General features: G+C 51.1%; 17 protein-coding genes, 8 tRNA genes and 2 pseudogenes. 26 read left to right on the forward strand and 1 reads right to left on the reverse strand.

Annotation, left to right across the window (positions count from 1 at the left end; genetic code table 11):
* The first annotated feature begins 212 nt into the window (after nucleotides 1–212).
* The 10 genes from LK536_RS50225 (at nucleotide 213) to LK536_RS50270 (ending at nucleotide 2,356) form a co-directional block, all read left to right on the forward strand.
* Nucleotides 213–285 (forward strand) — tRNA-Asn (locus LK536_RS50225).
* Nucleotides 286–323: 38 nt separating this feature from the next.
* Nucleotides 324–395 (forward strand) — tRNA-Glu (locus LK536_RS50230).
* A gap of 29 nt (nucleotides 396–424) precedes the next feature.
* Nucleotides 425–497, forward strand: a tRNA-Thr gene (locus LK536_RS50235).
* 42 nt (nucleotides 498–539) lie between these two features.
* Nucleotides 540–613 (forward strand) — tRNA-Ile (locus tag LK536_RS50240).
* A gap of 46 nt (nucleotides 614–659) precedes the next feature.
* A tRNA-Asp gene (locus LK536_RS50245) sits at nucleotides 660–733 on the forward strand.
* Between the two features lie 38 nt (nucleotides 734–771).
* A tRNA-Val gene (locus tag LK536_RS50250) sits at nucleotides 772–844 on the forward strand.
* Between the two features lie 10 nt (nucleotides 845–854).
* A tRNA-Leu gene (locus tag LK536_RS50255) sits at nucleotides 855–938 on the forward strand.
* Nucleotides 939–998: 60 nt separating this feature from the next.
* Nucleotides 999–1,078 (forward strand) — tRNA-Leu (locus tag LK536_RS50260).
* A 104-nt stretch (nucleotides 1,079–1,182) separates the two neighbouring features.
* Nucleotides 1,183–1,581 carry a VOC family protein gene (locus LK536_RS50265; RefSeq protein WP_008720951.1) on the forward strand — a complete coding sequence of 133 codons (399 nt, stop codon included), beginning with the start codon at nucleotides 1,183–1,185 and terminating at the stop codon, nucleotides 1,579–1,581.
* 1 nt (nucleotide 1,582) lies between these two features.
* The gene (locus LK536_RS50270; RefSeq protein WP_227796703.1) at nucleotides 1,583–2,356 is read left to right on the forward strand and encodes a GNAT family N-acetyltransferase; all 774 of its coding nucleotides are present in this window, start codon (nucleotides 1,583–1,585) and stop codon (nucleotides 2,354–2,356) included.
* A gap of 174 nt (nucleotides 2,357–2,530) precedes the next feature.
* On the opposite strand, the pseudogene LK536_RS50275 reads toward LK536_RS50270, so the two are convergent.
* A pseudogene (locus LK536_RS50275) lies at nucleotides 2,531–2,695 on the reverse strand (DUF6783 domain-containing protein); the annotation flags it as partial.
* On the opposite strand from LK536_RS50275, the pseudogene LK536_RS50280 reads away from it, so the two are divergent.
* The 16 genes and pseudogenes from LK536_RS50280 to mbhE form a co-directional block, all read left to right on the forward strand.
* Nucleotides 2,672–2,797, forward strand: a pseudogene (locus LK536_RS50280) (DUF6783 domain-containing protein); the annotation flags it as partial. The pseudogenes LK536_RS50275 and LK536_RS50280 sit on opposite strands and share 24 nt — an antisense overlap.
* Before the next feature lie 43 nt (nucleotides 2,798–2,840).
* Nucleotides 2,841–3,512, forward strand: a complete 672-nt coding sequence (locus tag LK536_RS50285) for a sce7726 family protein (RefSeq protein WP_227796704.1) — start codon at nucleotides 2,841–2,843, stop codon at nucleotides 3,510–3,512.
* Nucleotides 3,513–3,599: 87 nt separating this feature from the next.
* The gene (locus LK536_RS50290; protein WP_227796705.1) at nucleotides 3,600–4,847 is read left to right on the forward strand and encodes a DUF4272 domain-containing protein; all 1,248 of its coding nucleotides are present in this window, start codon (nucleotides 3,600–3,602) and stop codon (nucleotides 4,845–4,847) included.
* Between the two features lie 344 nt (nucleotides 4,848–5,191).
* Entirely contained in the window at nucleotides 5,192–6,892 is a 1,701-nt protein-coding gene (locus tag LK536_RS50295) for an ABC transporter substrate-binding protein (protein WP_227796706.1), read from the forward strand.
* 15 nt (nucleotides 6,893–6,907) lie between these two features.
* A complete protein-coding gene (locus tag LK536_RS50300; RefSeq protein WP_227796707.1) occupies nucleotides 6,908–7,891 on the forward strand; it encodes an ABC transporter permease in 984 nt (327 codons plus the stop codon).
* Nucleotides 7,891–8,724, forward strand: coding sequence for an ABC transporter permease (locus LK536_RS50305; protein ID WP_008720958.1), 834 nt, complete (start codon nucleotides 7,891–7,893; stop codon nucleotides 8,722–8,724). Before LK536_RS50300 ends, LK536_RS50305 begins: the two co-directional genes overlap by 1 nt.
* Before the next feature lie 177 nt (nucleotides 8,725–8,901).
* A complete protein-coding gene (locus LK536_RS50310) occupies nucleotides 8,902–9,825 on the forward strand; it encodes an ATP-binding cassette domain-containing protein (protein WP_235712237.1) in 924 nt (307 codons plus the stop codon).
* Nucleotides 9,822–10,433 (forward strand): ABC transporter ATP-binding protein, encoded by a 612-nt coding sequence (locus tag LK536_RS50315; protein ID WP_227796708.1) that lies wholly within the window; start codon nucleotides 9,822–9,824, stop codon nucleotides 10,431–10,433. Before LK536_RS50310 ends, LK536_RS50315 begins: the two co-directional genes overlap by 4 nt.
* Nucleotides 10,434–10,435: 2 nt before the next feature.
* Nucleotides 10,436–11,179: a nickel pincer cofactor biosynthesis protein LarB gene (larB, locus tag LK536_RS50320; RefSeq protein WP_227796709.1), complete on the forward strand. Its 744-nt coding sequence runs from the start codon at nucleotides 10,436–10,438 to the stop codon at nucleotides 11,177–11,179.
* 49 nt (nucleotides 11,180–11,228) lie between these two features.
* Nucleotides 11,229–12,719, forward strand: coding sequence for a nickel pincer cofactor biosynthesis protein LarC (gene larC, locus LK536_RS50325; protein WP_331472257.1), 1,491 nt, complete (start codon nucleotides 11,229–11,231; stop codon nucleotides 12,717–12,719).
* 2 nt (nucleotides 12,720–12,721) lie between these two features.
* Nucleotides 12,722–13,537 (forward strand): ATP-dependent sacrificial sulfur transferase LarE, encoded by an 816-nt coding sequence (gene larE / locus LK536_RS50330; protein WP_227796711.1) that lies wholly within the window; start codon nucleotides 12,722–12,724, stop codon nucleotides 13,535–13,537.
* A 132-nt stretch (nucleotides 13,538–13,669) separates the two neighbouring features.
* Entirely contained in the window at nucleotides 13,670–14,146 is a 477-nt protein-coding gene (locus LK536_RS50335; protein ID WP_008720966.1) for a Na+/H+ antiporter subunit E, read from the forward strand.
* Entirely contained in the window at nucleotides 14,137–14,526 is a 390-nt protein-coding gene (locus tag LK536_RS50340) for an MrpF/PhaF family protein (RefSeq protein WP_008720967.1), read from the forward strand. The genes LK536_RS50335 and LK536_RS50340 overlap by 10 nt, the downstream gene beginning before the upstream one ends.
* Nucleotides 14,523–15,131, forward strand: a complete 609-nt coding sequence (locus tag LK536_RS50345; protein ID WP_227796712.1) for a monovalent cation/H(+) antiporter subunit G — start codon at nucleotides 14,523–14,525, stop codon at nucleotides 15,129–15,131. The genes LK536_RS50340 and LK536_RS50345 overlap by 4 nt, the downstream gene beginning before the upstream one ends.
* A complete protein-coding gene (locus LK536_RS50350; protein WP_025483805.1) occupies nucleotides 15,118–15,420 on the forward strand; it encodes a hydrogenase subunit MbhD domain-containing protein in 303 nt (100 codons plus the stop codon). The genes LK536_RS50345 and LK536_RS50350 overlap by 14 nt, the downstream gene beginning before the upstream one ends.
* Nucleotides 15,401–16,594: a hydrogen gas-evolving membrane-bound hydrogenase subunit E gene (gene mbhE, locus LK536_RS50355; protein WP_331472251.1), complete on the forward strand. Its 1,194-nt coding sequence runs from the start codon at nucleotides 15,401–15,403 to the stop codon at nucleotides 16,592–16,594. The genes LK536_RS50350 and mbhE overlap by 20 nt, the downstream gene beginning before the upstream one ends.
* The last annotated feature ends 1 nt before the right edge of the window (nucleotide 16,595 follow it).

A 16,595-nucleotide genomic window follows, 5' to 3' on the forward strand; every position in this document is an offset into this window, starting at 1 on the left:
AGAGGTGGAAGTGCAGCAATGTACGGAGCTGACTAATACTAATCGGTCGAGGGCTTAACCAGAAGGTTCAGGGAGAAGCAGGAAGTTTGTCAGTTCGGTTTTCAATATGTGGTTTTGAGGGTACGTAAATAGTGTAATTTGTGCTTGAAATTTAGATTGAATTATTGTATAATGATTTGGTCAGCGCAATAAACGCTTAGTTGTACCATTATTCCTCGATAGCTCAGTCGGTAGAGCACGCGGCTGTTAACCGCGCTGTCGTAGGTTCAAGTCCTACTCGGGGAGTTTTTAGTGGAAGTCCATGGCGACCACTACCTTATTCAGGCCCCATGGTCAAGCGGTTAAGACATCGCCCTTTCACGGCGGTAACACGAGTTCGAATCTCGTTGGGGTCATTTAGCTTCAAGATTATTGGCATGAATATGCCGATGTGGCTCAATTGGCAGAGCAGCTGATTTGTAATCAGCAGGTTATCGGTTCGAGTCCGATCATCGGCTTTACTGTGATAACAGTAAACTTTATAAGAGATAATATAGTTCGGACCTTTAGCTCAGTTGGTTAGAGCAACCGGCTCATAACCGGTCGGTCCTGGGTTCGAGTCCCCGAAGGTCCACTCTTTCCTAACTAAAGCAGATTGAGAACTATATAATCTAAATAATGGCCCGGTGGCTCAGCTGGTTAGAGCGCCGCCCTGTCACGGCGGAGGTCGACGGTTCGAACCCGTTCCGGGTCGTTTGCATTTTATAATGCGACACAATTCGTATACATTTTGGGGTCTTAGCTCAGCTGGGAGAGCATCTGCCTTACAAGCAGAGGGTCACAGGTTCGAGCCCTGTAGGCCCCATTTGTATTATGCGGGTGTGGTGGAATAGGCAGACACAAGGGACTTAAAATCCCTCGGTAGCGATACCGTGCCGGTTCAAGTCCGGCCACCCGCATTGCAATTAAGTTCTGATGCTGAAAAGTGTTGGGACTTTTCTTGTAATTATATTAGATTTGCGGCTGTGGTGGAATTGGCAGACACGATGGGTTTAGGTCCCATTGGGAGACCGTGCAGGTTCGAGTCCTGTTAGCCGCATAGAGGAGCCTTATGAATAGGCTCCTTTTATATTTGAATAATGATGACATACAGATGTCATGTTTCTCCTGTTATAATGTGAAAAACAGGAAGAGGGAGAACGCATGAGACTAGAAGGATTTGGCATTTTCGTGAAGGATATGGGGACCATGATACGGTTTTACCGTGATGTCCTTGGGTTTGAGATTAAGGAAGATGAAGACAGTGATAATGTATTCCTGGAAAAGGACGGCACATTGTTCCTGCTTTATGGGCGTGATGATTTAGAGAAGATGACTGGCCGGAAGTTTTGTTATGCAGGTAAGGTGAGTGGTCATTTTGAGATTGCATTGACAGTAGCAGATTATGCTGCGGTAGATGAGGCATATAATAGTGTGCTTAAAAAGGGGGCTGTTCCAATCATGGCTCCTGTCACGGAACCATGGGGACAGCGGACCTGCTATGTGGCTGACCCGGAAGGCAATCTGGTTGAGATTGGGTCATTTGTTAAGGGAGAATCGTAAAATGGGTGATAAGCCGGTATTTAAACAGGTCACATTGGAAAATCTGGAGACAGAACATATATGCTGCTGTATTTCCGATAAGAAAGGTGAAAACTGTGTTCCATCCAAGAAATCATGGCTTCGCGGCAGGATGCAGGAAGGACTTGTGTTTAATAAGCTGGATGTGCGGGGAAAAGTGTTTATAGAATACATACCGGCAGAATTTGCCTGGGCGCCCATTAAGGCGGATGGTTATATGTATATTGACTGTTTATGGGTTTCCGGGCAATATAAGGGAAAGGGCTTTGGAGACCAACTGATGGATCAATGCATTGATGATAGCAGGGCCAAGGGAAAAAAGGGTCTTGTCTGCCTGTCATCTAAAAAGAAGATGCCGTTTCTGGCAGACCCGGGATATCTGAAGCACCGGGGGTTTAAGGTGGCGGATACAGCCAGCCCTTATTATGAGTTGTTCTATCTGCCTTTTTCGGATCCGGGTACAGTTCCGGCCATTAAGGATGTGGCAAGGAATGGCTGTGTGGATGAGAAGGGATTGATCCTGTATTATTCAGATCAATGTCCACATACGTCTAAATATGTACCGCTTCTTGCTGGGAATCTGAAGGAACTTGGGCTGGAGTGCAGGTTCAGGAAGCTTGAAACAAAAGAGGATGCACAGTCTGCACCTGTTCCATTTACAACATATGCGTTATTTTATAATGGCAAATTTATTACCAATGAAATCCTATCGGAAAAGAGCTTTGCAAAAATATGGGAGCGGATTAGGAAGATGTAAGGGTAGTAAGATCTGGGGATGGATTGGCATATGTAGGGATGGAAAAATATGGGGATGAATTGGCGGGGCCGATGCGGGAAAAGGAATTGGCCGGAGGAAGAATCAGAGGAAGAATCAGCGGGGCGATGTGGAAAGAAGAATACACAGAGTGATGGGGGAAAGCGAATAGAGAGGTCAGTGGACAGTCAGAAATGGCTGTCTTTTTTGGGGGATATATAGTAAAATTGTTTCATGATATGATATGCTAGAGCGTGTTTGAAAATTCATTCCCGCCGTCTGCACGCCCCACTTCGCGGTATATTTGGCCCCGATTCAGTCAGCGTAGCCCGCTACGCCTCCATCATCGGGACCAAATCTCCCACAAAGTGGGACGCACAGCCGACGGAAAGCAATTTTCAAACACGCTCTAGGATAAGAAGATATGGGCAGGCCAGGGATTAAGGCCGTCCATTAACTGGCTGTGACAGGGGAGTCTGGAAAATATATGCTGTATGATAAAGATATAAGGGAGCCGCTTTTCGATTTCCTGGAGGAAACTTATGGTAAGATAAGGATTATAGAAGAAAAGCAGGTAGGGAAATCAAGGGCGGATATTGTGATGGTCCTTCCCGGACTTTTGACGGGAATTGAGATTAAAAGTGATGCAGACACCTATGTACGTCTGTCCCGGCAGGTTAAGGATTATGACCGCTTCTTTGACCGGAATATGGTGGTGGCTGGTTCCAGCCATGCGGTCCATGTCAGGGAGCATGTTCCGGAATGGTGGGGAATCATTACAGTGGAGCAGACGGACCTGGGCATTGATTTTTATGTCCTGCGGGAGCCTCGGGAAAATCCTCAGATGAACTGGAAACGTAAGCTCAGCCTTTTATGGCGTCCGGAACTGGTACATATCCAGGAACTGACCTGTATGCCCAGATATAAAGAGAAGAGTAAGGCATTTGTCATCGACAAAATGCTATTGAAGGTCCCAAAGGAGCAGTTGTCCGCCCTGGTGAGCGATGAACTGTTTGAACGGGATTATACACGGATTGAGGAAATCATCAGGGAGTATAAAATACAGAACAGGCCGGAGTTGAAGGACCAGACAGGGAAAAAGAAAAGGAAAAGAAGCAGGATAAAAGGCAGAAGGAAAAGCACGATAAAAACCAGATGAAAAGCAGGACGCAGCCAAAATGAAAGCAGGATGAAAGTTGGATGAAAGCTGGATGTAAAACAAAATAAAGAATAGGAGGGCAGAGGTTTGGGTTTGTTTAATTGGAAAAATAAGCGGAAAAAAGAGAAGGAGGAGCCTGGGAAAAAGGAGATGAAGGAGGCAGTACTGACCTTATATGCATGCAGGAAAGATGGGGAGGCAGTGCCTGGGATAGCGAAGGACTTATTTTCACAGGTGATGGAGAGGATTTTCTTTACGGATGAGCAGGAATTCCAAATCCTGTTTAAGGATGGGACAGCCATTCAATTTCATGTGACAGCAAATAAACCGGAAAATAAGGCCCAGTCAGAGGGAATGGTCCGTTTTTTTGCCCAGGCGCCCCTTGAGGATGATACAATCAGGGATGCAATCCTGCGCCAGATTAGCCTTTTTAATTGTATTGTGGGGATTCAGTTCCAATTGGATGACAATGAACAGAGGACAAATCATATTGTTAACACCATATATGGGATGGCAAAGGAACTGGGAGGATTTGTCCTGCACCCGGATATGTGCCTGTACAGCCCGGATGGGAAGCTGCTTATATCCATTGATGGAAAGACGGATTATGAGGAGTTCCGTCCTCAGGCCCATTCCAGCCTCCTGGAACGGGATGCGGAGGAGACGGAGGCGGACAGGGCAAGAAAAGAACGGTCAATCGCCCTTCTGAAGGAAAAAGGCATACCGTATATTGAGCACCTGCAGGCCGCGGTATTGAAAGAGGAATGCAGGATTCCACCGAAAGACGTCATCATCCACAGGCTGTCAGCTGTATTTGCGGCGGCAGTGGTGTCTGAGATTTATGGAGGCGGTCAGTTTGACAACTGCCGTGAGATTGCTGAAGGCCAGATGAAGCAGATGGAGGAGCGCTATCAGGTCACCCGCTGGCTCTCCCCTGAGGAAAAGGCGTATATTGAAAATCCATTGCAGGAACCGCTGCAGCACGTTAAGTTTGGCTGGAGATATGAATGCTGCTCCGTCCTTTTGTGGGCGTTGTCCATGATTGGGTTGAAAGAGCCGGATGAAATCTGTGACGCTGCCAAACTGGGGTCAATTATGTGGAATCATACATTTGACAGCCTGATGGAAAAAGCCGTGCTCCGCGGCAGGGATGAAATCCTGGATATGCAGGATCTTGTATTCCGATATGACTGGGCATGTGTGGATGCACGCATACACCATGGGAAAGTGGATGGGCTGGATGGGGAAATCATATTTGAATGGCATTATGCGCTTAACTGGCTGACAGGAGCAGATGGGATTACGGAGTGGGATAGGGTGAGTACTACTACGTGATATGTGGATTGTGATGTGTTTAAGGAATTTAAGGCAGTATAAGAAGCATGTAAAATGTTTTCATAAGAAAGTGATTGACGTTCCACTGAGATTTTCGTATAATTTTTATTAACGGTTGGCAGAAGTCAACATCTGTGTGGAGTATGGATTCTGCATGGACCTATGGTCCGGACGATAATTAACAGTAATGATATCAGGAGAATACCAGGAAGGTAATGGATATCCCTAAGGGATAGGTCTGTTTTCCTGGTATTTTTGTGTGTTAAAGGAGCCGGATGAGGGAGATGCAAAAAGATGGACCTGAGACATGTAGGATGGTTTTCAGGAATTATAGGAGGACGGGAATGAAACGAAGTTTTAATTTTACAATGGCAGCCATGGCTGCAGCAGCCATGCTGGTGACTGGGTGCGGGGGAAATGGTTCCGGTGCGGCAGGAGGACCGGCATCCGGACAGGAGCAGCAGGGAACACAGGGGACAGCACAGGCGTCCAGCCAAAAGGAGCAACAGGAAAATGGACAGGTGTCCGGAACCCAGGGAACGGTAAGGGATGACGTGATTGTTGTCATGGGGCCTACGTCCGAACCGGAAGCGGGATTTGACCCGGCTTATGGATGGGGGGCAGGGGAGCATGTGCATGAGCCGTTAATCCAGAGTACCCTGACGGTGACGACAACGGATCTGAAAATCGGCTATGACCTGGCGACCGGCATGGAGGCCAGTGACGATGGCCTGACCTGGACAGTGACCATACGGGATGACGTGGTGTTTACGGATGGGGAGAAGCTGACTGCGGGGGATGTGGCATTTACCTATAATACGCTGAGGGATACCAGTTCGGTTAATGACTTCACCATGCTTAAAGAGGCTGTGGCAGTGGATGACGCAACGGTGGAATTCCATATGAACCGCCCGTATTCCATATGGCCATATACAATGGCTATTGTCGGAATCGTGCCGGAACATGCCTATGGGACGGGATATGGGGAGCATCCGGTTGGTTCGGGCCGTTATATGCTGAAGCAGTGGGATAAGGGGCAGCAGGTAATCCTGGAGGCTAATCCGGATTATTATGGGGAGGCGCCAAAGATGAAGAAGGTGACCATCCTGTTCATGGAGGAGGATGCGGCCTATGCGGCTGTCATGTCGGGACAGGCGGACCTGGCCTATACGGCTGCTTCTTATTCGGACCAGACACTGCCGGGATATGAACTGCTGGCATTTGAAACCGTGGATAACAGGGGATTTAACCTTCCTGCCGTGCCGGATGAAGGAAAGACAATGGATGGGATACCCGTTGGAAATGATTTTACAGGTGATGTGCAGGTGCGGCGGGCCATCAATCTTGCAATCGACAGGAATGAGATGATTGATAATGTGCTGAACGGCTATGGAAGCCCGGCCTACAGCGTCTGTGATAAGATGCCCTGGTATAATGATGCTGCCCGGGTCGGGTATGATGCTGCGAAGGCAGCGGATATACTGGATAAAGCCGGGTGGTTGACCGGAAGCGATGGAATCAGGGAAAAGGACGGCGTCAGGGCATCCATGACCCTTATGTACCCGGCCAGCGATTCTGTCCGCCAGGCCCTGGCAGCAGATACGGCCAATCAGCTAAAGGAAGTTGGCATTGAGGTTAAGACAGAGGGCGTTGGATGGGACACGGCTTATGACAGGGCGCAGGCAGAACCGCTGATGTGGGGCTGGGGCGCGCATACGCCTATGGAGCTTTATAACATTTACCATACCATGAAGGAATCGGGGCTGGCGGAGTATTCTCCTTATGCCAATGAGACCGTGGACCGTTATATGGATGAGGCCCTGGCCTCCAGCGATTTGGAACAGTCCTATGAGCTTTGGAAAAAGGCACAGTGGGATGGGAACACGGGAATTACCCAGGATGGGGATATACCATGGATCTGGCTGGTGAATATTGACCATCTGTACTGGGCCAGGGAGAATCTAAAGGTGGCGGATCAGAAGCTGCATCCCCACGGGCATGGATGGTCCATTGTGAATAATGTGGATCAGTGGAGCTGGTTGTGATGAAAGGACGATGACATGGGTTTGAGACAGGTTGGTAAGAATGTTGCACGGATGGCAGTACTGCTTGTGCTGGTCAGTATTGCGGCCTTTTTCCTGGTCACGGTGTCGCCTCTTGACCCACTAAGGACGAATGTGGGGCAGGCGGCGCTGGGAAGCATGAGTGAGGAGCAGATTGCACAGCTTGAGGAGTACTGGGGCGTGAACACGCCGCCTGTTAAACGGTATGTGTCCTGGGCAGCGGATTTCCTGCGGGGGGATATGGGGACATCCCTTCTGTACCGCCAGCCTGTTTCCAAGGTGATTGGAGAAAGGCTGGCTAATTCCCTCTGGCTGATGGCATCGGCCTGGCTGATATCCGGCGCAGTGGGATTTGTGCTGGGCGTGGCGGCAGGGGCCAGGAAAGGGGGGCTGGCAGATAAGCTGATTTCTGCATATGCGCTGCTTACTGCCAGTACCCCGGCCTTCTGGCTGGCGCTGGTGCTGCTGATGGTATTTGCGGTGTGGCTGAAGGTGCTCCCGATTGGACTCAGCGTCCCCATCGGGATGGAAGCGTCCGCTGTCACGCTGGGGGACAGGCTGGTCCACGGCATCCTTCCGGTGGCTGCCTTGTCCATTACCGGCATTTCCAATATCGCACTTCACACAAGAGAGAAGATGGCAGAGGTCATGGAGAGCGATTATGTGCTGTTTGCAAGGGCCAGAGGTGAGTCGGAGTGGGGGATTGTGAAGCGCCATGGCATACGCAACATCCTGCTTCCGGCCATGACCCTGCAGTTTGCTTCGGTCAGCGAGATATTCGGAGGGTCGGTCCTGGTGGAGCAGGTATTTTCCTATCCCGGACTGGGGCAGGCGGCTGTTACGGCTGGCCTGGGCGGGGATGTGCCGCTTCTGCTGGGAATCACTGTCATAAGCGCGGCCATTGTGTTTGCAGGGAATTTCACCGCCAACATACTGTATGGCGCAGTGGACCCCAGGATCAGGAAAAGGAGGGCAGGCTGATGGGATGGTTTACGGCGTGGAACCGGCGCAAGACCTTGTTCGTTTTCCTGATAATGGCAGCCCTTATGCTGGCAGCCATTACCATTGGGGGCAGGGTATTGGAAAATGAGGCCATGGTGACGGATTTTTCCAGGAAGAATCTGGCGCCATGTCCTGCATATCCTTTTGGGACGGACTGGATGGGACGCGATATGTTTGTAAGGACCATAACCGGCCTCTCCCTGAGTATACGGATTGGACTTTTGACAGCGGCAGTGAGCGCGGTCATTGCATGTTTTATGGGAACCGCGGCAGCCTGTCTGGGAAAGGCCGCGGATGGATTGGTGGGAATTATCATTGACCTGGTCATGGGGATTCCGCATATCCTGCTGCTGATTTTGATTTCCTTTGCAGCAGGCAAGGGGTTCTGGGGCGTGATGGTGGGGATATCCCTGACTCATTGGACATCCCTGGCAAGACTATTGAGGGCTGAGGTCATGCAGCTGAAGGAGCGCCAGTACATAAAGATTGCTGGAAAGCTGGGAATGGGTAAAATGCAGATTGCGTGGAAGCACATGATGCCCCATCTCCTGCCGCAGCTTCTGGTGGGGGTGGTGCTGCTGTTTCCCCATGCCATCCTTCACGAGGCCAGCATTACATTCCTTGGTTTTGGCCTTTCCCCGGAACAGCCGGCCATCGGGGTCATCCTGTCTGAGAGCATGAAGTATCTGACCATGGGAAAATGGTGGCTGGCCCTGTTTCCGGGACTTTTGCTGGTGTTGGTAGTGGCCCTGTTCCATTTTATCGGCGATACCATGATGACGTTGATTAATCCTAACAAGGCTCATATGTAGGCGGGGGAACTGGATTGGTCAGCGGAGTATGGGAGGGAAATGGGAATGGGTAGTGGAATCTGGTGCGGGGATGAAGCTGGGTAGTGGAATCTGGTGCGGGGATGGAGCTGGTTAGTGGAATCTGGATTTGGAAGGAAATTATGGGGTGGAATCTGGGGCTGAAAGGAGATTGGCGGAATGGAAACAGTATTGTCAGTGGAACATCTGATGATTTCATTTTCCCAGTATGAGCGGGGGTGGAGGAAGATACAGCTTCCGGTTATTAGGGACCTGAGTATTAATGTTAAAGGTCATGAGATTGTGGCTGTGGTGGGATCCAGCGGTTCGGGGAAGAGTCTCCTGGCCCATGCGGTCATGGGGCTTCTGCCTGCCAATGCTTCCTGGAAGGGAAGGATTACCTTTAAGGGGGAGGAACTGACCGGAAAAAGGGTGAAGGAGCTGAGGGGAAGGCAGATGGTGCTGGTACCTCAGAGTGTTTCCTATCTGGACCCGCTTATGAAGGTGGGGGACCAGGTGAGGAACGGGCATAAGGATGGGAAATCCAGAACCCGAAGCAGGGAGGTACTTGGCAGATATGGGCTGGGGGAGGATACGGAAGGACTCTATCCGTTTCAGCTGTCTGGCGGAATGACACGCCGGGTGCTGATTTCCACCGCTGTCATGGAGAAACCGGAACTGGTGATTGCGGATGAACCGACCCCGGGGCTTCATATCAGTGCGGCTAAGAGGGTGTTGTCGCATTTCCGGGAGATTGCGGATGAAGGGGCGGGAGTGCTGCTGATTACCCATGATTTGGAACTGGCCCTTAAGGTGGCTGACCGGATTGTGGTGTTTTACGCAGGAACCAATGTGGAGGAGGCTGCCGTGTCTGATTTTCAGAGGGAGGAGAGCCTGCGCCATCCATATACAAGGGCGCTGTACCGTGCCATGCCGAGCCATGGATTTGAGGTTCAGCCAGGGGTGCAGCCCTATGTGAAGGACCTGCCCAGGGGATGCCCCTATGGACCCAGATGTCCCATGGCAGACCAGGGCTGTTTGGAAGAAATCGAGTATCGCGCTTATAAAGGCGGTATGGTAAAATGTAGGAAGGCAGGAGTATGAGGCTGGAAGCAGGGAACATTTCCTTTCAATATGACAATGGAAACAGGAAAATACTGAATAATGTAAGTATATGCCTGGAGCAGGAGGAACGGGTGGGGATTACTGCGCCCAGCGGGTTTGGGAAGACCACGTTCTGCAAGATTCTGGCCGGGTATGAATCGCCTGATTCCGGGCGCGTGCTGTTGGACGGAAAACCTTTGTCCGGATTTGGCGCGTACTGTCCGGTCCAGATGGTGTGGCAGCATCCGGAGCTGTCGGTGAACCCAAAGCTTAAGATGAGGGAAGTCATCAAAGAAGGGGATGAGGTGGAGGAGCGGATCATCAGGGGGCTGGGCATTGAACCGGACTGGATGAACCGGTATCCAGGGGAGCTTTCCGGAGGCGAGCTGCAGAGGTTCTGCATTGCCAGGGCGTTTGGCAGACGGACACGGTTTTTGCTGGCAGATGAAATCAGTACCATGCTGGATTTGATAACCCAGAGCCAGATATGGAATTTCCTTTTAGAAGAGGTGAGGCACCGGAAGATGGGATTGCTGGTGGTGAGCCATTCCAGGGAACTGCTGGAGCGGGTATGTACCAGAATTGTGGATTTGAAGGAGGAAATTTGAATATGGACGTAAGGGAACTGCTGGAAAAGGTGAAGTCAGGGGCGGTTAAGATAGAGGATGCGGAACATGCTTTGAAGGACCTGCCGTATGAGGATTTGGGATATGCAAAGCTGGACCATCACAGGAAACTCAGGTCCGGTTTCGGTGAGACTGTGTTCTGCCAGGGAAAGCCGGATGCTTACCTGATGGAGATTTATAAACGGTTTTATGAGCGGGACGGCGAGGTGCTGGGAACAAGGGCGTCTGAGGAACAATATATGCTGGTGAAAGCAGCGGTCCCGGAAGTGGTCTATGACCCTATTTCCAGAATCCTTAAGGTGGAACGCCCGGGCAAGGAAAGGAAAGGACTCATTGCTGTGTGTACGGGAGGCACGGCAGATATACCGGTAGCGGAGGAGGCTGCACAGACAGCGGAGTATTTTGGCTGTGCGGTGGACCGGATCTTCGATGTGGGGGTGGCGGGAATCCACCGGCTGCTTTCACAGCGGGACAGGATCATGAAAGCCAACTGTATTGTTGCGGTGGCGGGAATGGAAGGCGCTCTGGGGACTGTGATTGCAGGACTTGCGGATTGTCCGGTGGTTGCGGTTCCCACATCGGTGGGATACGGGGCCAGCTTTCATGGACTGTCGGCTCTTTTGACCATGCTGAATTCCTGTGCCAACGGGATTTCAGTGGTGAATATTGACAATGGATACGGGGCCGGTTATCTGGCCACGCAAATAAACAGATTGGCGGTAAGATAAAATGGGAAAAATATTGTACTTGGAATGTAATTCCGGAATCAGCGGGGATATGACAGTCGGGGCGCTTCTGGATCTGGGCGCGGACAGGGATGTGCTGGAACATGCCCTTGAAAGCCTGGGGGTGGGAGGATATCATCTGCATTTTGGGCGGAAGAATGTTTGTGGATTGGATTCGTATGATTTTGATGTGCATCTGGAGGAGGATGGGCATGACCATGGAGAAGGGCATGGGGATAGCCATGGTCATGGAGAAGGATACGGGCATAGTCACGGCCATGAAGCGGGGGATGAGCACGGTCGTGGCCATGGTCACAGCCATGGTCACGGAGAGGGCCATGAGCACAGCCATCCCCACGAAGAACCGCATGACCATGCCCACCATAATCACACAGAAGCCCAGGCCCGTGTTCACGACCAATGGGAAGTCCATAAGCATGTACATCCCCATGAAGAAACCCATAATCATACGGATCCTCACACCCATCCCAATGAGGACGCCCACACTCATTCCCATGCCCATCAGCACGGGGACGGTCATTCCCATGTTCACAGAAATCTGTTCGACATATATCAGATTATTGACAGACTGGATTCCAATGACCGCGTGAAGGGACTGGCGCGAAAGATGTTCAGGATAGTGGCGGAAGCAGAGTCAAAGGCCCATGGCCTGCCTCTGGAGCAGGTGCATTTCCACGAAGGGGGGGCCATTGATTCAATTGTGGATATCATCAGTGTGGCGGTGTGCGTGGATAATCTGGGAGTGGATGATGTGGTGGTGTCCGCCCTGGCAGAGGGACACGGACATGTGCATTGCCAGCATGGAATCCTTCCTGTTCCTGTACCGGCCACAGCGAATATTGCTTCAGCTTATGGGCTGGATCTCCGGTTTACGGATAATGACGGGGAGATGGTCACGCCTACCGGGGCAGCGATTGCGGCGGCCCTGGGCACCAGGGACAGCCTGCCGGATTCCTGCCGCCTTCTTAAGGTTGGTATGGGAGCCGGAAACAGGGTATTTAAGCAGGCCAATGTGCTGCGTGCCATGCTGATGGAGACGTCTCAGGCAGAGGCGGGAAAAGCTGGGAATCTGACATCGGATGGCTGTTCCATGTGGGTAATGGAGACCAATCTGGATGACTGTACAGGGGAAATCCTGGGCTTTGTCATGGAACTGCTTCTGGAGGCAGGGGCTGCGGACGTGTGGTATACGCCGATATTCATGAAAAAGAACAGACCCGCCTACACGCTGTCTGTCCTGTGCAGGGGTGAGGACAGGGAGAAGCTGGAGGAAATCATACTGATCCATACCACGACCATTGGAATCAGGCAGTATCCTGTGACAAGGACTGTACTTGCCAGGGAGAAGATGACTGTGGACATGGACTGTGGACAGGCGGACGTGAAGGTATGCACATATAAAGACAGGAAATTTTATTATCCGGAATATGAGAGTGTACGCCGTATCTGCCGGGAGACGGACCGGGATTTTAAGGCTGTGTACCAGGCTGTGCGCCTGGAAGCAGAGCGGAAAGGATTGTGAGGATGAGCGACAGGGAAATGCTTCAGGCCAGGATGAGGGAGCTGGTATCGGAGGATATCTGCCTTGCATTTTCAGGCGGCGTGGACTCCAGCCTTCTCCTTAAAGTGGCTGCTGATGCGGCTGCTGAAACAGGGAAAAAGGTGTATGCAGTGACATTTGACAGCAGGCTCCACCCATCCTGCGATTTAGAGATTGCCAGGCGGGTGGCCGGTGAACTGGGAGGAATCCATCAGGTCATAGAAGTGGATGAACTGGAGCAGGAGGAAATACGGATGAACCCTGTTAACCGCTGCTATCTGTGCAAACGCCATCTTTTTATGTCACTTAAGAAGCTGGCAGGGGAATATGGGGTCAGCCGGATACTGGACGGTACCAATGAGGACGACATGCATGTGTACAGGCCGGGGATACAGGCTTTGAAGGAACTGGGGATTATAAGCCCGCTTGCAGAATTGCATATCACGAAGGACGCGGTGAAGCAGATGGCAGCTGAGTACGGGATTTCAGTGGCATCAAGGCCCTCCACCCCCTGTATGGCCACAAGGCTGCCTTATAATACAAGGATTGATTATGATGTGCTGGACAGGATTGCCCGGGGAGAGGCGTATCTGAAACGTATGCTGCCGGGAAATGTACGCCTGCGCCTCCATGGCGGGATTGCCAGGCTGGAGGTGGACCGGGATTCATTTACCAGAATCCTGGATATGGGGGAGGAAGTGGTGCGGAGGCTGAAGGAACTGGGATTTACTTATGTAACCCTGGATATGGAAGGATTCCGGTCGGGGAGCATGGATGTGGGGATTGGGAAAAGCAGTTAAAGGATACGCCACGCCTGCAAAGAGAGGTTCCATTATAGATTCTTGTGTTTATGGAAAAATAAGAGTATAATGGTCTAAGATTTGCTGTTGGCAATACAGGGAAAATATACCGGATCAAAGGGGGATAATCCTATGTTTCTTCTGTTATTGGCGGTGTGGCTTATATTGAATGGTAAAATAACGGTGGAAATCTGCGTCTTTGGCGTATTGATTTCCGCCGCTCTTTTTTATTTCATGTGCAGGTATATGGAGTACAGTCTGCGCAAGGAACTTCTTCTGTTCCGCCTGACGCCGCTGTTCATCCAATATTTCTGGGTTCTGGTGAAGGAGATAGTGAGGGCAAATGTGTGCGTGCTGAAAATCATCGTGTCGCCGGAACTGGAACCGGAACCGGCTTTTGTGTATTTTGATGCAAAGTTCAGGACCGGGATGGCTAAGGTGGTGCTGGCTAACTCCATTACCCTGACCCCGGGCACCATTACGGTTTCTGTGGAAAATGACAGCTTCTGCGTGCATTGTCTGGACCGGGAACTGGCAGAGGGGATGGAGGATTCCGTGTTTGTGGAGCTTTTATTGGAAATGGAGGCAGTGGAAAGCAGATGGATGTGATTGGGCTGGTATATGATAAGATGCTGGGCGGTTCGGTCATTGTACTGGCTGTCCTGATTATTTTAAGTATCATCCGTTCGGTCCGGGGTCCGGGGATTGCGGACCGGATCATTGCGGTTAATATGATTGGAACCATGATCATCATGATAATAGCAATCCTTTCCGTGTACCTGGATGAGAATTATCTGGTGGACGTGTGCCTTATATATGCCATGCTGAGTTTCCTTGGGGTGGTGGTCCTCTGTAAGGTGTATACGGGTGTTTACCTGCAAAGGAAGAATATGAAGGCTGACCTGGGGGCCATTGAGGATAATGTAAGCAGACAGGGGGTTGATACGGCGGATGCATCGGACCCTTCTGAAAGGGAGGAAGGCATATGACGTGGAGATGGATACAGCTGGCAGCAGCGGCTGCCTGCCTTCTGGTTGGAATCATATTCATGATTCTGGCTGTTTTCGGTGTGAACCGCTTCCACAAGGCCCTGAACCGTATGCATGCGGCGGCCATGGGGGATACGCTGGGAATCCTGTTTGTATTTGCAGGACTGATTGTGATGAAGGGTTTCTCCATGGATTCCCTTAAACTGTTCTTGGTCATCCTTTTTTTCTGGTCGGCAGGACCTGTGTCAGGCCATATGATAAGCAGGCTGGAGGCCATGACAGATGAGGAATTGGGGAAAATCCTGATAATACGGAAGACGGGGAAGGAACGGGGATATGGGGAGGAAGAGTGCAGTGCGGACGGATGCGGTGTAGGCGGATATTGTGCAGTAGGGTACGGTGCAGACGGATGTGGTGCGGATGGATGTGGTGCGGATGGATGCGGTGCAGACGGATGTGGTGCGGACGGATATGGTGCAGACGGATGCGGTGCAGATGCGTGTGAGGCAGAAGGATACAGCGCAAAAACATGCATGACAAAGTCGCACAACACAGGAAATCACAACGCTCCGGCAAAGGAGGAAAGCACAGATGAGGTTATTTGAAATCATACTTCTAATCAGCCTGGTAGTATGCGCGGTATCGGTTGGGTTTGCCAGGGATTTGCTGACCTCGATTGTTATTTTCATGTCCTACAGCCTTATTATGTGTGTTATATGGATCCTGCTCCAGTCTCCGGACCTGGCTATTACGGAAGCGGCTGTGGGGGCCGGGGTTACCAGCATCCTGTTTTTCATTACATTGAAGAAAATAAGGGCCATAAGTAAGGCCCGCGATGCAGTGGACGGCGGGACCATCCGAAAGGAGGGCCAGGATGAGCAGGAGAAGGGATAACTATGAGAACAGCCGGTGGATGAAATTCAGGAAATGGGTGGATGGGGAAGTAGACCCTTTGGATCATGGAATGGAGATAAAGATACCGGGAAATGAAAATGACTGTACAAAAGTTCAGTATACAGCTGAAGCAGGGGGAGAAGGCAGGACAGCCGGAACTGTCAGGGGCGATGAAGTGCTGACAGGCAGCGCCGAACCGGGGAAGAAGGCTGTATCCGGTTTTTTGCAGGAGCCTGTGGATCAAAAGCTTATGAACCAGGAATCTGTGGATCAAAAGCCTGTGAACCAGGAGCCTATGAACCAGGAGCCTGTGAACCAAAAACCTATGCACAAAAATCCCATGAATCAAGGGCCTGGAACCCCGCCGTCCGCCACTCCATCCCTCCTGCTCCGCGAAGAACGTGGAATCAGGATTTTCCACCGCTTTTACCAGGTCATGTCGGTGCTTCTGTGCTTCAGCATCATATTTGTCCTGCTGTGGACCATTGCCTATCTGCCGGTATTCGGAAATGCGGGCAATCCGGATAACAATGAGGTGTCGGCGCGCTATATTGAGAAAGGATTGGAGGAAACAGGGGCAGTGAATATTGTGACCGGGATGATACTGGATTACCGTGCCTTTGATACATTTGGGGAATCCTGTGTCCTGTTTATTGCATCCTGCTGCGTGTTTGCGCTGTTGCGGATTGACGCGGCCAGCAGGGACAAGCAGACGGCCAAACGGCTGGCAGAGGCCAACGACCGTTTATTTGAGCCTAAAAATGATATCATCCTTCAAAAATGCGCCTGCGTGCTGGTGCCCCTTATCCTGGTCTTTGGCATCTATATTGTGCTTAACGGCCACCTTTCGCCGGGCGGGGGATTTTCGGGCGGGGCGGTTCTGGGATCCGGACTGATCCTTTATCTGAATGCATTTGGTTTTCAGAAGACAGAACGCTTTTTTACGGAAAAGGTTTACCGCAGGATTACGCTGGCGGCCCTGACTTTTTACTGCCTGGCTAAGAGCTATTCTTTTTATACGGGAGCCAATCATCTGGAGAGCCATATTCCGTTAGGGACGCCGGGCGCAATTTTAAGCAGCGGCCTGATCCTTCCCCTGAACATCTGCGTGGGCCTGGTTGTGGCCTGCACCATGTATGCATTTTATACCCTGTTCCGGAAGGGAGGTATGTAGG

The sequence above is a fragment of the Clostridium pacaense genome (genome assembly GCF_020709765.2).
Taxonomy (GTDB): Bacteria; Bacillota; Clostridia; order Lachnospirales; family Lachnospiraceae; genus Enterocloster; species Enterocloster hominis.

Excerpts from the sequence above, each read along its gene's own strand:
- LK536_RS50265 (WP_008720951.1), top strand. The coding sequence starts at position 1,183 with ATGAGACTAGAAGGATTTGGCATTTTCGTGAAGGATATGGGGACCATG.
- LK536_RS50270 (WP_227796703.1), top strand. The coding sequence starts at position 1,583 with ATGGGTGATAAGCCGGTATTTAAACAGGTCACATTGGAAAATCTGGAG.
- LK536_RS50285 (WP_227796704.1), top strand. The coding sequence starts at position 2,841 with ATGCTGTATGATAAAGATATAAGGGAGCCGCTTTTCGATTTCCTGGAG.
- LK536_RS50295 (WP_227796706.1), top strand. The coding sequence starts at position 5,192 with ATGAAACGAAGTTTTAATTTTACAATGGCAGCCATGGCTGCAGCAGCC.
- LK536_RS50300 (WP_227796707.1), top strand. The coding sequence starts at position 6,908 with ATGGGTTTGAGACAGGTTGGTAAGAATGTTGCACGGATGGCAGTACTG.
- LK536_RS50305 (WP_008720958.1), top strand. The coding sequence starts at position 7,891 with ATGGGATGGTTTACGGCGTGGAACCGGCGCAAGACCTTGTTCGTTTTC.
- LK536_RS50310 (WP_235712237.1), top strand. The coding sequence starts at position 8,902 with ATGGAAACAGTATTGTCAGTGGAACATCTGATGATTTCATTTTCCCAG.
- LK536_RS50315 (WP_227796708.1), top strand. The coding sequence starts at position 9,822 with ATGAGGCTGGAAGCAGGGAACATTTCCTTTCAATATGACAATGGAAAC.
- larB (WP_227796709.1), top strand. The coding sequence starts at position 10,436 with ATGGACGTAAGGGAACTGCTGGAAAAGGTGAAGTCAGGGGCGGTTAAG.
- larC (WP_331472257.1), top strand. The coding sequence starts at position 11,229 with ATGACAGTCGGGGCGCTTCTGGATCTGGGCGCGGACAGGGATGTGCTG.
- larE (WP_227796711.1), top strand. The coding sequence starts at position 12,722 with ATGAGCGACAGGGAAATGCTTCAGGCCAGGATGAGGGAGCTGGTATCG.
- LK536_RS50335 (WP_008720966.1), top strand. The coding sequence starts at position 13,670 with ATGTTTCTTCTGTTATTGGCGGTGTGGCTTATATTGAATGGTAAAATA.
- LK536_RS50340 (WP_008720967.1), top strand. The coding sequence starts at position 14,137 with ATGGATGTGATTGGGCTGGTATATGATAAGATGCTGGGCGGTTCGGTC.
- LK536_RS50345 (WP_227796712.1), top strand. The coding sequence starts at position 14,523 with ATGACGTGGAGATGGATACAGCTGGCAGCAGCGGCTGCCTGCCTTCTG.
- LK536_RS50350 (WP_025483805.1), top strand. The coding sequence starts at position 15,118 with ATGAGGTTATTTGAAATCATACTTCTAATCAGCCTGGTAGTATGCGCG.
- mbhE (WP_331472251.1), top strand. The coding sequence starts at position 15,401 with ATGAGCAGGAGAAGGGATAACTATGAGAACAGCCGGTGGATGAAATTC.